Raw genomic sequence first — 14,739 nt, forward strand, 5'->3', positions numbered from 1 at the left:
TCCGTTTTTATTTGCGGCTGCGGGGTGAGTCCGTATGATGGCGCGGCGCCAGGGCAATAAAAAACCGGGACCCTGACGGATCCCGGCTTAAAAGTGGGTAAAACAGATTAGCGCTAAAGGCTCAAGCCCCGTTTGATTTGCGCAGTCCGAGCGATGTGCTCATCGTCTCAGTAGCGGCAACGGAACAAATTTTCCCTGGTGTTACTATGGTTATTATTAAAAAACGTGCTGGTGTTATTTTTTATAGTGTATTGCTGTATGTCTCTTTTGATACCATGTTTGACGATGCAACATGGTATGTCAAGCAACGTTTTTAACGCATAATTGCATGAGATGCCAGTTTTAGATGTGGCTTTTTCAGCGGAAATAATCAAAACGACTGATAAATCAGTAAAAAAAATCGAAGGAACAAATGGATAACAATCACCAAAAATTCGATTCACAGTCGATTGCCAATCGGGTCAGGGAGCTGTTTTTACATTACGGGATTGGAAAACGTCAGCATGCCCGCGAGCTCAGCCGCATCTTGGATCTGAGTTTTTCACATGCGCACCGCAAACTGAAAGGGCAAAGCCCCTGGACGCTGGAACAGATCAACAGCGTCGCGGCCGCGTTGGGAGAAACGCCGGCGGCGATCGCCGATTTGAGCGCCGAACACGAGACCACCGAGCCAAACATGGCGCGCGATGCCATCTTTTTCGTGGCGGGGGTGGCGATGCCTTGCGTCGGGCACATTGGCGATGAGCTTCCTGCCGGGCGGCCGGCGGAATTTGTGGCGCTGCGCGTGGAAGGGCAGTGGCGTATCTATCGCGCCGATGAGGCACCGGCAGGCCCGCGTTACGGCGTCGATCTGATCGAAATCCGGCCCGGCTTCGGCGACGACGAGCGGCTGAGCATCGCGGTATTGGACGATTCGCATCAGGCGGCCGATGAGCTGGCCAAGTATCTCGGCGGCTGCGGCTTCAACGCGGTGGCGTTTTACGACGTCGACAGTTTCTGTCAGGCATTGCAGCAAAGTCTGTTCGACGGCTACGTGGTGGACTGGCTGATCGGTGAGGAAACGGCGGATCGCTGTATCGCCACCATCCGCGCCTCCGATAACCCGGACGCGCCGGTACTGGTGCTGACCGGCGAACTGGGCACCGACCGACGCGAGTCGGAAATCGCTCAGGCGATGCGCGAGTACGACGTGCTCGGCCCTTATGAAAAGCCGGTGCGGCTCCATGTGATCGAAGCCGCACTGCAACGCTGTTTTAATCTTTAGCGGGGAACACCTCGGCCAGTGCGTTTGACAGCGCATCCAGCCGAACCGGCTTCATCAGGTAGTTATCGAACAGGGCGCGCTGATCCGCCGTCAGCTGCTCCGGCGTGTAGGCGCTGATGCCGATGATCGGCACATGGCGGTTGGGGCCGCGGCGGTTGCGCAGCTGCCTGGCCAGGGCGGCGCCGTCGATGCCCGGCATCTGCAGATCCAGCAACAGCGCGTCGTAAGGGCGTCTGAGCAGCTTCTGCAGCGCGCGCTCCGGCGAGTCGCACAGTTCGTGCTGGTAGCCCAGCTTGTCCAATAGCGCCGCAAAGGCGTCACCCACCGACTTGTTGTCATCCACCACCAGCACCTGCTGTGGCTTCTGCTGCAGAGAGGCATTGGCGGCGGCGGGCGCGTCGGCGCGTTCGTCTTCACTGATCTGCACCGGAATGCTGACGATAAAGGTGCTGCCCTTCTTGATTTCGCTGTACACCGTGATGGTGCCGTCGAGCAATGTCACCAGGCCGTGCACGATCGCCAGCCCCATCCCGACGCCGGCATACTGCTTGGTATGCGACTGATCCAACTGGGTAAAGGGCTTGAAGATCTGATCGAGCTGGTCTTTTTCGATACCGATGCCGGTGTCGGTCACTTCGATAATCAACGAACTGCCGCCCGGCTGGCGGCGCAGGCAGCTGTGCAGCGTAATGCTGCCGCTTTCGGTGTACTTGTAGGCGTTGGTCAGCAGGTTGACGATAATCTGCCGGATGCGCAGTGGATCGGAGTGTACCAGCAGGTGGCTGCATTCCACTTCACAGCTCAGTTTGACCTGCTCTTTGCGGGTCAGGGTGGCGATTTCGTTGGCGGTCTCCGCGATCAGCTTCTGCGCGTCGAACGGCACGATGCGCAATTCCATCATGCCGCTGTCGAGGTGCGCGTAGTCGGTCAGATCTTTCATCTGGCTTTCGATTTGCTGCGCGGCGGTCTCCAGCCGCTGGAAGGTGTCCGCATGCTCAGCCGACACCCGGGTATTCACCAGCACGTCGATGGCCGACATCACGCTCTGCAATGAGGTGCGCAGCTCGTGGCCGATGGCGCCGAGGAAGGCGTTTTTGGTGCGCGTCGCTTTCTCCGCCTCGATGGCCTTGGCCTGCTGGCGAATGGTCAGCCGCTGCTGACGGAACACGATCAGGGTGATGGCGATCAGTGCGATCACCGAGAACATGACGATCACCAGCCCATAGAAAATAATGTGCCGTTTCTCGATGTAATCCTCATAGGCGGCGGTGCGCTGCTTCACCTCGGCGTGGTCGGTCAGGTTGGCCATTTCGATAGCGTAAGGCTTGATGGCCCTCATGGCCGCGGAAACCTGGCCGAAGTCGATTTTCCGACTGCTCAGCAGCTTATCGATGCGATCCATCTGCAGGCGCATCTGTTTGACCACTTCCGGGTAGCCCGGCTCGGCGTACAGCGGCTGGGTCGATTCGGAGACGGTTTCCAGCACGTAAAAACGCGAATAGAGGATTTCGAACCGCAGCCGCAGGTTGTCGTTGTCCACCTGCGCGGCGTGGCTTTGCTGCTCGACCAGCGTGTCGAACTCCGCCAGCTTGATGGAGAACTTGGCGATTGACCAGGAGTAGTTCTCCTGCGTGCCGGCGATGGCATACAGCCCTTTCTTCGACAGGGTGGCGCTGTAGTAATAGAGCGTGACGGTCGAAGCCACTAAAAACAGCGCGGCGAAAATGGCCGGGATCGCCAGCCTGCTGCCGTTCTTAAAGGTCGTCAGCTTCATTTGATCACGATCCTGTCCACTTGCCAGATAAAGCGCGAGTTGTACAACGGCGAGTTCAGTTCAGGCCCGGCGGCGTCGCGCGGGTAAACCAGGAACAGCGGGCCGAAGTTTCTGAGTTTCAGCATCTCCCCGTCCATCTTATAGGCCAGGATCATGTTGTACTTTTTGACGTCGGACAGCGGCACGTCGATGTAATAGTCGTTCAGCGCATAGAAGGTCAGCGTCTCGCCCTTGGCGCCGACGCGCTCCAGGATATCGGCCACCGAAATTCCTTCGAATTTTCTCTGCGGCGTCCAGGAAGTGGAGGTGGTGATGCTGCGCACCGGCATCGCCAACAGCTGCTTATCGGTGAACAGATAGCTTTTGTTGACCGGGTCGGTCACGTTGTCGATCTTGCCCGCCACTTCGAGGGTAAAGCTGAGCGCGCTGCTCTGGGCGATAATCAGGGCCACGCAGGCCATCGCGAGGGTTTTGCATAGTTTGAACAGCATCGGTGTTCTCCAGAGGCGCGGGGAGGTTGTATCAGTCCCGCTAATTTATCAGGCAGAATAATGGCAGAAAAAGCAGGCGGGCGCGAAGGGAATAGTAAACCGCACAAAAAGAACAGGCCGGTGTTTACCGGCCTGAGAATGGGCTAACCGCAGCGGTTAGCGCATGGTAACGAACTCTTCCGCCGCGGTCGGGTGGATCGCCACGGTGTTGTCGAAGTCCTTCTTGGTGGCGCCCATCTTCACCGCTACCGCGAAGCCCTGCAGGATTTCATCCATGCCGAAGCCGATGCCGTGCAGGCCGACGATCTTCTCTTCTTTACCCGCGCACACCAGCTTCATGCGGCACGGCTGGCGGTGCTGCGTCACGGCGCTGTACATGGCGGTGAAGGAGGATTTGTACACCTTCACGTTGTCCGCGCCGAACTTCTCGATAGCTTCCGGTTCGGTCAGGCCGACGGTGCCGATCGGCGGGTGGCTGAACACCACGGTGGCGATGTTGCTGTAATCCAGGTGCTCATCCGGCTTGTTGTTGAACAGGCGCTCGGACAGGCGGCGGCCGGCGGCCACGGCGACCGGGGTCAGCTCTACCGCGCCGGTGTTGTCGCCCACCGCGTAGATGCCTTTGACGTTGGTGTTCTGGAACTTATCGACGTCAATATAGCCTTGCTCGTTGGTCTTCACCCCGGTAACGCCGAGGTTCAGGTTGTCGGTCGCCGGTTCGCGGCCGATGGCCCAGATCAGGCAGTCGACGGTGAATGCCTTGCCGTTTTCCAGCTGCAGCGTCAGGCTGCCGTCGGCGTTCTTGACGATCGCTTTCGGCACCGATTCGGTATGCAGGCTCGGCCCTTCGGTGTTCATCACTTCCACCAGGGTTTCGACGATCATCGGATCGAAGCTGCGCAGCGGCGCGTGCTTGCGCACGAACAGGTGCGTTTCCGCGCCCAGCGCGTTCAGCACGCCGGCGATCTCCACGGCGATATAGCCGGCGCCGACTACGGCGACGCGCTTCGGCATGGCGTCCAGCTCAAAGAAGCCGTCGGAGTCGATGCCGTATTCCGCCCCCGGAATCGCCGGGTGGCTCGGGCGGCCGCCGGTGGCGATCAGGATGTGGTCGGCGGTGATGGTCTCGCCGTTCACTTCCACGGTGTGCGCATCCACGAAGCGCGCGAAGCCTTTGATCACGTCGACCTTGTTCTTGCCCAGCACGTTATCGTAGGAGTTGTGGATGCGGTCGATATAGGCGGTACGGTTGGCGACCAGCTTCTTCCAGTCGAAGGCGTTGACGGTGGTGTCGAAGCCGTAGTCCGGGCCGTACTGATGGATGGCCTCGGCGATCTGCGCCGCGTGCCACATGACTTTTTTCGGTACACAACCCACGTTTACACAGGTGCCGCCCAGCTCTTTGGCTTCAATCAGCGCACACTTTTGGCCGTACATGGCTGCCCGGTTGATCGATGCGATACCGCCGCTGCCGCCGCCAATTGCTAGATAATCGTAATGTTTCGTCATCTGGGATTTCCATGAGTTGTGAATTTGAAGAGGGTAAGAGTTTAACGCCTGACCGGGGTTTGTCGCAAAGATTGCGTCGATGGCTGCGATAGGTGGACGCAGGGCGCGGCGAACCGCGCCCTGCCGGGGATTATTCCGGTACCACCCAGTTCACCAGATGGTGGCCGATGCCCGACGGCACCAGCACCTTGTGCAGCCACGGCAGCACGTTTTTCATCTGCTGTTCCAGTTTCCACGGCGGGTTGATGACGATCATGCCGGAGGCGGTCATGCCGCGCTGATCGCTGTCGGGTTTCACCGCCAGTTCGATCTGCAGAATGCGGCGAATGCCGGTGGCTTCCAGATCGCGCAGCATGCGTTTGATCTGCTGGCGCATCACCACCGGGTACCACAGCGCGTAGGTGCCGGTGGCGAAACGCTTGTAGCCTTCCTGAATGCCTTTGACCACGTCCTGGTAATCGGTCTTCATTTCATACGGCGGGTCCATCAGGATCAGGCCGCGGCGCGACAGGGGCGGCAGTTGGGATTTCAGCTGCTGATAGCCGTCGGCGCGCTGCACTTTGGCGCGCTCGTCTTTCTGGAACTCGCTGCGCAGCAGCGGGTAGTCGCTCGGGTGCAGCTCGGTCAGGTGAATTTTGTCCTGCGGGCGCAGCAGCTGGCGGGCGATCAGCGGCGAACCGGGGTAGTAGCGCAGCGTGCCGGAACGGTTGAAGTTGTGCACCACGCTCATGTAGGCCGCCAGCTCTTCCGGCAGATCGTCGCGCTGCCACAGCAGGCCGATGCCTTCCAGGTATTCGCCGGTGCGCTCGGCGTGTTCGCCGCTGAGCTGATAACGGCCCGCGCCCGAGTGGGTATCCAGATACAGGAACGGCTTCTCTTTTTCCTTCAGCGACTCGATGATCAGGCTCTGAACGGTGTGCTTGAGCACGTCGGCGTGGTTGCCGGCGTGGAAACTGTGGCGATAACTTAACATGACGGGTGGCGGTTCCTTGTGCTCCGCAGGCGGAGCATTCAATGCAATAAGGCTTATAATCTGCACAGTATAAACTGTCTGGCCGGGAAAAACCGGACTCCGTTGCCGCAGACGTTCACAGAAAGGGACAGGACGATGAGCAAACAGGCGATTTTGGCGAACTACCCCGACGCGGCGCGCTGGGCGTTCGGCGACGGCCCCGAGTTGGCCGATGAACTGCTGCAGTTGGTGCTGAGCGGGGAAAAGACCGCCACCTGCAGCTCCTATGCGAGCTATCGCCGGGAGCAAACGCCGATGATCGGCGACGATAGCATTATTCTCGACGGCCGCGGCGAACCGGCCTGCGTGATCAAAACCCTGGCGTTGCGCCTGGTGCGCTACGACCAGGTGACCGCCGAGATGGCGGCCAAAGAGGGCGAAGGCGACAAAAGCCTGGCGTTTTGGCGCGAGGGGCATCAGGCGTTCTTTACCCGCGAGGGCACTTTTGCGCCGGACATGTGGCTGGTGTTCGAAGAGTTTGCGCTGGTGGAGATTTTATAGCGGCCCCAGCGCGGCCACCACCTGCTCGCGCAGCCAACTGTGGGCCGGGTCGAGATGGGAGCGTTCATGCCATACCATCACCATGTCGTAACCCGGCATCTCCAGCGGAGCCGCGCAGGTGCGCAATTCCCCCAACAGTTCCCCCAGCATGCGCGAAGGCAGCATGGCGACCATATCGGACTTCGCCAGCAACGCGGGAATAAACAGGAAGTGCGGCACCGACATTACGACCCGTCGGGTTAACCCCTGTGCGGCCAGCAGCGTATCGATCTGGGTACGAAAACCGCCGCCATCTTGCGAAACCATCACAAACTCAAGCTGGCAGAACTGTTCGAGTGAGGGCGGCCGTTGCAACAGCGGGTGATCCCGGCGGCCGACCAGCAGGTAGTTCTCGTGAAACAGCGGCCGATGGCGCAGCTCCGCCGGCGCTTCTTCCCGGCTCAGAAAACCGAGATCGATCACCCCGTCCGCCAAATCGCGGCTCATGCGTTTGGGCGCCGCTTCGCGGATCGCCAGACGGGATTTCGGCGCCGCCAGCCGCAGACGGGGCAGCATCGGCAGCAAAATTGCGTATTCAGCGGCATCGGCGGCGGCCAGCTGCCAGGTGACTTCCGCCTGCCGCGGATCAAAGGGCTGCTCCGGCGCGACCAGGCGGCCCACATCGGCCAGCGTTTGGCGCAGCGGTGCCAACAGGCCGAGCGCGCGCGCCGTCGGCAGCATGCCGCGCGGGTTCGGCAGCAGCAGCGGGTCACGGTAGATCTCACGCAGCTTGGCAAGCTGAATGCTGACCGAAGGCTGGCTGAGATTGAGGCGCGCCGCCGCCCGCGTCACGCTGCGCTCGCTGAGCAACGCTTCCAATGTGACCAAAAGATTGAGATCGAGCCGCTTTAAATTGTTGATAACTATTCCCCGAATTAAATCTATCAATTTCAACTATAGCGCCGATCTCCCTACCGTGGAACGGACGCCGGAACAGACCGGTGAAACCGCAACGGAGAGGGGGACGATGATGAAATTGAGCGAATACGTGAGCTACGATGCGCTGGGATTGGCCGAATTGGTGCGGCGTGGCGAGGTCAGCGCAGCGGCGCTGCAACAGGCGGCGCGGGCCGCCGTCGAGGCGGTGAACCCGGCGATTAACGCGGTGGTGGAACACTGGGAGCAGCCGCCGGAACAAGACGACGGGCCTTTGTCGGGCGTGCCTTTCCTGATCAAGGACATCGCCATCAGCATGGCAGGCAAGCGCGTTGAGCTGGGCAGCCGGTTGGCGCAGGGCAGCGTCGCCGCCGCCGACAGCCATCTGATGAGTAATATCCGCCGGGCCGGGCTGGTGACCTTTGGCCGCACCAGCACGCCGGAAATGGCGTTCAGCACCACCACCGAGGCCGTGCTTTACGGTGCCACGCGCAACCCCTGGAACCTGGATTTCAGCGCCGGTGGATCCAGCGGTGGCGCCGGTGCGGCGGTTGCCGCCGGTATGGTGCCCATCGCTCACGCCACCGACGCCGCCGGCTCGATTCGCGTACCGGCTTCGTCAAACGGGGTATTTGGTCTCAAGCCTACGCGCGGTCGGGTGCCGCATGGCCCGGTGATGGATGAGGTCTTCAACGGCTTTGGCGTCCAGCTGGGGCTCAGCCGCACGGTGCGTGACAGCGCCGCGTTGCTGGATGCGATGCAGCGTCCTCACGTTGGCGAGCCGTATTACACGGCGCCGCCGGCGCACAGCTGGTTATCGCAGGTGACGCGGCAACCGGGCAGGCTGCGCATCGGCATGATGACCGAGGCGTGGAACGGCGGAAAAACCGAGTCGAACATCGCCGGCGCCACGGCGGAAACGGAGGTGTTATTGGCGGCGTTGGGGCATCAGGTCAGCGAAACGGAAATGGCGATTGGCGTCAGTTGGCAAGAGTTGGTGTTCGCCAATGCGCAAATCTGGTGCGCCAATCTGGTCGGCTGGGTCGATGGTCTGAGCCAAGCGAGCGGACGGGCCATTTCAAGCGAAACGCTGGAGCCGGAAACGCTGGCCTGCTATCGCTACGGCCAGGCGGTCAGGGCGGTGGATATGGTGCGTGCGCTCGAGGTACGCAACCGGGTGACTCGCGCAGTCGGCGCCTATTTCCAGCAATACGACCTGCTGCTGACGCCGACGCTACCCGACCTGCCCTGGCGGCTTGGCCGTTATGGCGCGAATGCGGCGAATATGGACGGGCTGGAATGGACGGCGCATTTGTTCGATCATTCACCGTTCACCCCCGGTATTTAACGTCGCCGGCGTACCGGCGATGTCGGTGCCGCTGGCCCAGGATGCGCAGCACAACCTGCCGATAGGCATGCAGTTTGTCGCCGGTTTTGGCCGTGAGGATCGGTTGTTGCAGCTGGCCGGACAGCTGGAACGCGCCGCGCCCTGGCATGGGCGGCGTCCGGCGATTTGGGCGGGGAATGCCGTTTAATAGCGGTAAAAAAGCAAAATATCCGCTATGTTGCCGAGAGGTGTTTGATGGCGGGCCGTCGGCTCGACGCTGCACCCTGGAGGCGATATGAGCTGCATTTTTTGCGACATCGTGGCGGGCAAGGCGCCGTGCCATAAAATCTGGGAAGACGACGACCATCTGGCGTTCCTGTCCATCTTCCCCAACACCGACGGTTTTAGCGTGGTGATCCCCAAGGCGCACCACCCGAGCTATGCCTTTGACCTGCCGGACGAGGTGTTGAGCGCGCTGATGCTGGCGAGCAAGCGGGTGGCGAAGCAGCTGGATCGCGCGTTCGACGACGTCGGCCGCTGCGGCATGGTGTTCGAGGGCTACGGCGTCGACCATGTGCACGCCAAACTGATCCCGCTGCACGGCACCGCGTCGCTGGAGCAGTGGCGGCCGATCGAATCGACCTCGCCGAAGTTTTTCGAACGTTACGAGGGCTATATCTCCTCCCACGACGCCGCGCGTGCCGACGACGAACAGCTGGCGGCGCTGGCCGCCCGCATCCGCCAAAGCGCCGTTTAAGGCACGAACGATCAACGCCGGGCATTGATTTTCCTGTTGTCTGGCTCCATGTTAGAGATTCATACGCATTTTAAGGCTCGCCCCCGCGGCGGGCCCCAACGCTAATCAGGACTGCCCTATGACAAATCCGTTGCTGACCCCGTTTTCCCTGCCGCCGTTCTCGGCGATCCGCCCTGAAGATATCGTGCCTGCGGTGCAATCCGCGCTGGCGGACTGCCGCGCCGCGGTAGAGCGCGTGGTCGCGCAGCCGGGGCCATTCACCTGGGATAATCTGTGTCAGCCGCTGGCGGAGTCGGACGATCGCCTGTCGCGCATCTGGTCGCCGATCGGGCACCTGAACTCGGTGAAAAACAGCCCGGAGCTGCGTGCCGCCTATGAGCAGGCGCTGCCGCTGCTGTCCGAATACGGCACCTGGGTTGGCCAGCACGAAGGGCTGTACCAGGCCTACCGCAGCCTGAAAGAGGGCGCGGCGTTCGAGGCGCTGAGCGTGCCGCAGCGCAAGGCGGTGGACAACGCGCTGCGCGATTTCGAACTGTCGGGCATCGGCTTGTCGGCGGATAAACAGCAGCGCTACGGCGAGATCGTCGCGCGCCTGTCCGAACTGGGTTCCACCTACAGCAACAACGTGCTCGACGCCACCATGGGCTGGAGCAAACTAATTACCGACGAAGCCGAGCTGAGCGGCCTGCCGGAGAGCGCCCTGGCGCAGGCACAGGCGATGGCGCAGGCCAAAGAGCAGGACGGTTGGTTGCTGACGCTGGACATGCCGAGCTACCTGCCGGTGCTGACCTACGCCGACAACCGCGCGCTGCGCGAAGAGATGTACCGCGCCTTCGCCACCCGCGCCTCCGATCAGGGGCCGAACGCCGGCAAATGGGACAACAGCGAAGTGATGGCGGAAACGCTGGCGCTGCGCCACGAGCTGGCTCAGCTGCTGGGCTTCGACACCTACGCCGACAAGTCGCTGGCGACCAAAATGGCGGAGAGCCCGGAGCAGGTGATCGGCTTCCTGAGCGATCTGGCCAAGCGCGCCCGCCCGCAGGCCGAGCAAGAGCTGGCGCAGCTGCGCGCCTTCGCCAAACAGCACTATGACGTGGACGAGCTCGACGCCTGGGACATCACCTATTACGGCGAAAAACAGAAGCAGCACCTGTTCTCCATCAGCGACGAGCAGCTGCGCCCGTACTTCCCGGAGCAGCGGGTGGTGGAAGGGCTGTTCGAAGTGGTGAAACGCATCTACGGCATCACCGCCAAAGAGCGTAAAGACGTGGAGACTTGGCATCCGGACGTGCGCTTCTTCGATCTGTTCGCCGCCGACGGCGAGCTGCGCGGCAGCTTCTACCTCGATTTGTACGCCCGCGAAAACAAACGCGGCGGCGCCTGGATGGACGACTGCGTCGGCAGCCTGCGCAAGGCCGACGGCACGCTGCAAAAGCCGGTCGCTTACCTGACCTGCAACTTCAACCGCCCGCTGGGCGACCAGCCGGCGCTGTTCACCCATAACGAAGTGACCACGCTGTTCCACGAGTTCGGCCACGGTCTGCACCACATGCTGACGCAGATCGATACCGCCGGCGTCTCCGGCATCAACGGGGTGCCGTGGGATGCGGTCGAGCTGCCGAGCCAGTTTATGGAAAACTGGTGCTGGGAGCCGGAAGCGCTGGCGTTTATCTCCGGCCATTACCAGAGCGGCGAGCCGCTGCCGAAGGCCATGCTCGACAAGCTGCTGGCGGCCAAGAATTACCAGGCGGCGCTGTTCATCCTGCGCCAGCTGGAGTTCGGCCTGTTCGATTTCCGCATGCACTTCGAATACAGCCCGGAAAAAGGGGCGCAGATCCTGCCGACGCTGGCGGAAGTGAAGAAAATGGTGGCGGTGGTGCCTTCGCCGAGCTGGGGCCGCTTCCCGCACGCCTTCAGCCACATCTTCGCCGGCGGCTATGCGGCGGGTTACTACAGCTACCTGTGGGCGGAAGTGCTGTCGGCCGACGCCTACTCGCGCTTCGAAGAAGAGGGGATTTTCAACGCCGAAACCGGCAAATCCTTCCTCGACAACATCCTGTCGCGCGGCGGTTCGGAAGAGCCGATGGCGCTGTTCAAACGCTTCCGTGGCCGCGAGCCGCAGCTGGATGCTATGCTGCGCCATTACGGCATTAAAGGATAACCCGACACGTGAGCGTGTGTTTATTGTGTGAAGCAGGCGCCGATCCCGGCGCCTTGTCTGTTTTGGCGCAGCGCTGGCAGCTGACGTCCGACGACGACGCGCCGATGGCGCTGGTACTGACCCCGCAGCGGCTGGAGCTGCGCAAGCGCGACGAGCCGAAGCTCGGCGGGATCTACGTCGATTTCGTCTCTGGCGCCATGGCGCACCGGCGCCGCTTCGGCGGCGGCCGCGGCGAGGCGGTGGCCAAAGCGGTCGGCATCAAGGGCAGCTATCTGCCGGACGTGGTGGACGCCACTGCCGGGCTGGGGCGCGACGCCTTCGTGCTGGCGGCGCTGGGTTGCCGGGTGCGGATGCTGGAGCGCAATCCGGTGGTGGCGGCGTTGCTGGACGACGGCCTGCAGCGCGGCTATCAGGATGCGGAAATCGGCCCGTGGCTGCGCGAGCGCCTGACGCTGCTGCACGCTTCCAGCCTGACGGCGCTGGCGGATCTCAGCCCGCGCCCTGAAGTGGTGTATCTCGATCCGATGTTCCCGCACAAGCAAAAAAGCGCGCTGGTGAAGAAAGAGATGCGGGTGTTTCAATCGCTGGTGGGCAGCGACGATGACGCCGACGGCCTGCTGGAGCCGGCGCGCCGTTTGGCGACCAAGCGCGTGGTGGTGAAACGCCCGGACTACGCGCCGCCGCTGGCCGACGTGCCGGCGCACGCCGCCACGCTGACCAAAAGCCACCGTTTCGATATCTACATGCCGCTGTAATGTCTGCCGGGCCCGCCGTGTCGGGCCCTCAGTTTTCCTCCCGCAAGCTTTTCCCCACGCCGCCGCCCGGATGCACCGCCAGCAAGGCGTCCTTGTCGTAACCGCTGCGCGCCATCAGGCAGGCGCAGGCGGCGTCGAAGATCGCCAGCACCAGCACAATTGAGGTGGTGGCCAGCATGTTCAGCGGATCTATCTCCTTTTGCACCCCGGTGGCGATCGTCAACTGCGCCGCCTGTGCGATGGCGGAATGCGGGTTTTCCGTCACCGCGATCATCGTCACGCCCTTGGCCTGCAGCGTCGGCAGCAGGCGGGTCAGCTCGTCGGAATTGCCGCCGCGCGAGATCAGGATCAGCAGATCGTCGGCGCGCAGAAAACCCAGATCGCCGTGCGCCGCGCCGGTGGCGTCGAGGTAGACCGCCGGCCGTTCCACGCAGGCCAGCATGTGGGCTATCTTGCGCGCCGCAATCCCCGAGGTGCCGACGCCGGTGACGGCGATTTTACCGCGGCAGTCGGCCAGCAGCGTCAGCAGCCGCTGCCAGGTGCGCGCGTCGAGGCGCTCGCCCAGCTGCGCCAGCTCCTGACTGTAGGTTTGCCAACCCTGCACCGCCTGCCGCCATTCCTGCTGCATCACGCCTCCTCCTGCATCAACCGGCGGTATTTCATGTGGTCGTTGTACAGCTCGTGGAATACCCGGTATTTGCGGTCGTAGTAGCTTTTTATCTGGTTGGTCTGCGGCGTGACCGTCTTGCCGATGCGGCTCATGGCGCTCATCGCCTCCGGCAGGGTGTCGAACACGCCCGCCGCCACGGTGCCCATCATCGCGCCGCCCAGCAGCATCGCTTCGCTCTCCTCCGGCAGCAGCATGGCGCAGCCGGTGGCGTTGGCGTGCTCCTGCACGAAGATCGGGTTCTTGGTGCCGCCGCCGCTGGCCATAATGGTGTCGATGCTGTAGCCGCTGTGGTTCATGGTTTCGATGATGTGGCGGGTGCCGAGCGCGATGGCCTGAATGGTGGCCAGGTAGTGCAGCGCCATGTCCTCCGGCGTGCGCGACAGCTTCAGCCCGGTCAGGATGCCGGTCAGCGTCGGGTTAGCGCGCGGCGAGCGGTTGCCGTGGAAGTACGGCAGCATATGAATGTCCTGCGTCAGGAAGGCGATATTCTCCGGCTCGCCGGCCATGCGGCGCAGAATGGCGTTCAACACCTCATAGATGGTCTGCCCCTGAGTTTTCGCCTGCGCCAGCAGCTCCGGGTAGCACGGGTGCGACTGGATGACGTGGTCGATCAGCGCGCCGGTGGCGGACTGGCCGCCCTCGTTCAGCCAGTATTCCGGCAGGATCGCCGAGTAATACGGCCCCCAGACACCGCCGATAAAGCGCGCGGTGCGCGACATCGCCATATGGCCGGTGGAGGTGCCGCCGATCAGCGCGACGCGGCGGTTGAAGTCGGCCACCTCGCCGGAGACGCCGGTGGCGCCCAGCGTGCCGAGGGTGCCAGCATGGGCGTCGATGATCGACACGCTCACCGCCGTGCCGGCGATCAGCCCCATCTCGCCGGCGGCGCGCTGGGTCAGGCCGTGGCCCAGCGGCTCGCCCATCATTTTGACGTCGCTGCCGATCTTGGCCGCGTCATGTTCCAGCACGTCTTCCAGCCCGATCTGCTGGAAGTAGCTCTTGTCCCAGCGCTGTTCGTGGCCGAGATAGGTCCACTTGCAGACCGTCGAACACAGCGAGCGGGTGGCGTCCTGGGTAGCGCGCCAGGTGAGGAAGTCCGGCAGATCGAACAGGTAGCCGGCGTTGGCCCAGGTGGTGGGCATGTGCTGTTTCAGCCACAGCAGTTTCGGCGTCTGCATCTCAGGCGAGATAATGCCGCCGACGAAGTCCAGCACCCGGTGTTTGGTAGCGTTGATGCGCTCGGCCTGGGCGATCGCCCGGTGATCCATCCACACGATGATGTTCTGTTCGGTGCGGCCGGAGGGGCTGACGGTCAGCGGCTTGCCCTCTTTATCCAGCACCACCAGCGAACAGGTGGCGTCGAAGCCCAACCCCTTGACCTGGATCGGGTTGATGTCGGCCTGGTTGACCGCGTCGCGCACCGCATTGCACACCGCCTGCCAGATGTTATCCGACGACTGCTCGACGAAATCCGCCTTCGGCCGGTACAGATCGATGGCCCGGCTGGCCTGGCCGACCATGCGGCCATTGAGATCGAATACGCCCGCGCGCGCGCTTCCGGTGCCCACATCTACGCCAATAAAATAGCTCGCCATTATTTTCT

At 62.4% G+C, this 14,739-nt stretch carries 14 protein-coding genes; 7 read left to right on the top strand and 7 right to left on the bottom strand.

The window, feature by feature from the left end; translation table 11 throughout:
- The first annotated feature begins 412 nt into the window (after positions 1-412).
- Positions 413-1,264 (top strand): helix-turn-helix domain-containing protein, encoded by an 852-nt coding sequence (locus tag ACSBQQ_RS20955; RefSeq protein ID WP_033636393.1) that lies wholly within the window; start codon positions 413-415, stop codon positions 1,262-1,264.
- Here ACSBQQ_RS20955 and ACSBQQ_RS20960 read toward each other — a convergent pair.
- The 4 genes from ACSBQQ_RS20960 to ACSBQQ_RS20975 all read right to left on the bottom strand — a co-directional run bounded on the left by ACSBQQ_RS20960 (position 1,254) and on the right by ACSBQQ_RS20975 (position 6,011).
- On the bottom strand, positions 1,254-3,038 hold the full coding sequence (locus tag ACSBQQ_RS20960; protein WP_033636392.1) for an ATP-binding response regulator: 1,785 nt from the start codon (positions 3,036-3,038) through the stop codon (positions 1,254-1,256). The genes ACSBQQ_RS20955 and ACSBQQ_RS20960 overlap by 11 nt on opposite strands.
- Positions 3,035-3,529: a molybdopterin-dependent oxidoreductase gene (locus ACSBQQ_RS20965; protein WP_033636391.1), complete on the bottom strand. Its 495-nt coding sequence runs from the start codon at positions 3,527-3,529 to the stop codon at positions 3,035-3,037. The genes ACSBQQ_RS20960 and ACSBQQ_RS20965 overlap by 4 nt, the downstream gene beginning before the upstream one ends.
- 156 nt (positions 3,530-3,685) lie before the next feature.
- Positions 3,686-5,038, bottom strand: coding sequence for a glutathione-disulfide reductase (gorA, locus tag ACSBQQ_RS20970; protein ID WP_025304617.1), 1,353 nt, complete (start codon positions 5,036-5,038; stop codon positions 3,686-3,688).
- 130 nt (positions 5,039-5,168) lie between these two features.
- On the bottom strand, positions 5,169-6,011 hold the full coding sequence (locus ACSBQQ_RS20975) for a 23S rRNA (adenine(2030)-N(6))-methyltransferase RlmJ (RefSeq protein WP_004931012.1): 843 nt from the start codon (positions 6,009-6,011) through the stop codon (positions 5,169-5,171).
- 135 nt (positions 6,012-6,146) lie between these two features.
- Between ACSBQQ_RS20975 and ACSBQQ_RS20980 the strand changes: the two genes are divergently transcribed.
- Positions 6,147-6,551, top strand: a complete 405-nt coding sequence (locus tag ACSBQQ_RS20980) for an ASCH domain-containing protein (RefSeq protein ID WP_033649389.1) — start codon at positions 6,147-6,149, stop codon at positions 6,549-6,551.
- Here ACSBQQ_RS20980 and ACSBQQ_RS20985 read toward each other — a convergent pair.
- Positions 6,546-7,451, bottom strand: coding sequence for a LysR family transcriptional regulator (locus ACSBQQ_RS20985; protein WP_033649404.1), 906 nt, complete (start codon positions 7,449-7,451; stop codon positions 6,546-6,548). The genes ACSBQQ_RS20980 and ACSBQQ_RS20985 overlap by 6 nt on opposite strands.
- Positions 7,452-7,557: 106 nt before the next feature.
- On the opposite strand from ACSBQQ_RS20985, the gene ACSBQQ_RS20990 reads away from it, so the two are divergent.
- The 5 genes from ACSBQQ_RS20990 (at position 7,558) to rsmJ (ending at position 12,466) form a co-directional block, all read left to right on the top strand.
- Entirely contained in the window at positions 7,558-8,814 is a 1,257-nt protein-coding gene (locus ACSBQQ_RS20990) for an amidase (RefSeq protein ID WP_265094591.1), read from the top strand.
- A 19-nt stretch (positions 8,815-8,833) separates the two neighbouring features.
- On the top strand, positions 8,834-9,001 hold the full coding sequence (locus tag ACSBQQ_RS20995) for a hypothetical protein (RefSeq protein WP_265094590.1): 168 nt from the start codon (positions 8,834-8,836) through the stop codon (positions 8,999-9,001).
- Positions 9,002-9,088: 87 nt separating this feature from the next.
- Positions 9,089-9,550, top strand: a complete 462-nt coding sequence (locus ACSBQQ_RS21000; RefSeq protein WP_033649388.1) for an HIT family protein — start codon at positions 9,089-9,091, stop codon at positions 9,548-9,550.
- 118 nt (positions 9,551-9,668) lie between these two features.
- Positions 9,669-11,711, top strand: coding sequence for an oligopeptidase A (gene prlC / locus ACSBQQ_RS21005; RefSeq protein ID WP_039569014.1), 2,043 nt, complete (start codon positions 9,669-9,671; stop codon positions 11,709-11,711).
- An 8-nt stretch (positions 11,712-11,719) separates the two neighbouring features.
- Entirely contained in the window at positions 11,720-12,466 is a 747-nt protein-coding gene (rsmJ, locus tag ACSBQQ_RS21010) for a 16S rRNA (guanine(1516)-N(2))-methyltransferase RsmJ (protein ID WP_033649385.1), read from the top strand.
- A 28-nt stretch (positions 12,467-12,494) separates the two neighbouring features.
- Here rsmJ and ACSBQQ_RS21015 read toward each other — a convergent pair whose 3' ends face one another.
- The gene (locus ACSBQQ_RS21015; protein WP_039569018.1) at positions 12,495-13,094 is read right to left on the bottom strand and encodes a KpsF/GutQ family sugar-phosphate isomerase; all 600 of its coding nucleotides are present in this window, start codon (positions 13,092-13,094) and stop codon (positions 12,495-12,497) included.
- Entirely contained in the window at positions 13,094-14,731 is a 1,638-nt protein-coding gene (locus ACSBQQ_RS21020; protein WP_033649383.1) for an FGGY-family carbohydrate kinase, read from the bottom strand. The genes ACSBQQ_RS21015 and ACSBQQ_RS21020 overlap by 1 nt, the downstream gene beginning before the upstream one ends.
- Positions 14,732-14,739 lie beyond the last annotated feature (8 nt).

It is taken from the genome of Serratia sp. G204Y (assembly GCF_051172435.1).
GTDB lineage: Bacteria > Pseudomonadota > Gammaproteobacteria > Enterobacterales > Enterobacteriaceae > Serratia > Serratia sarumanii.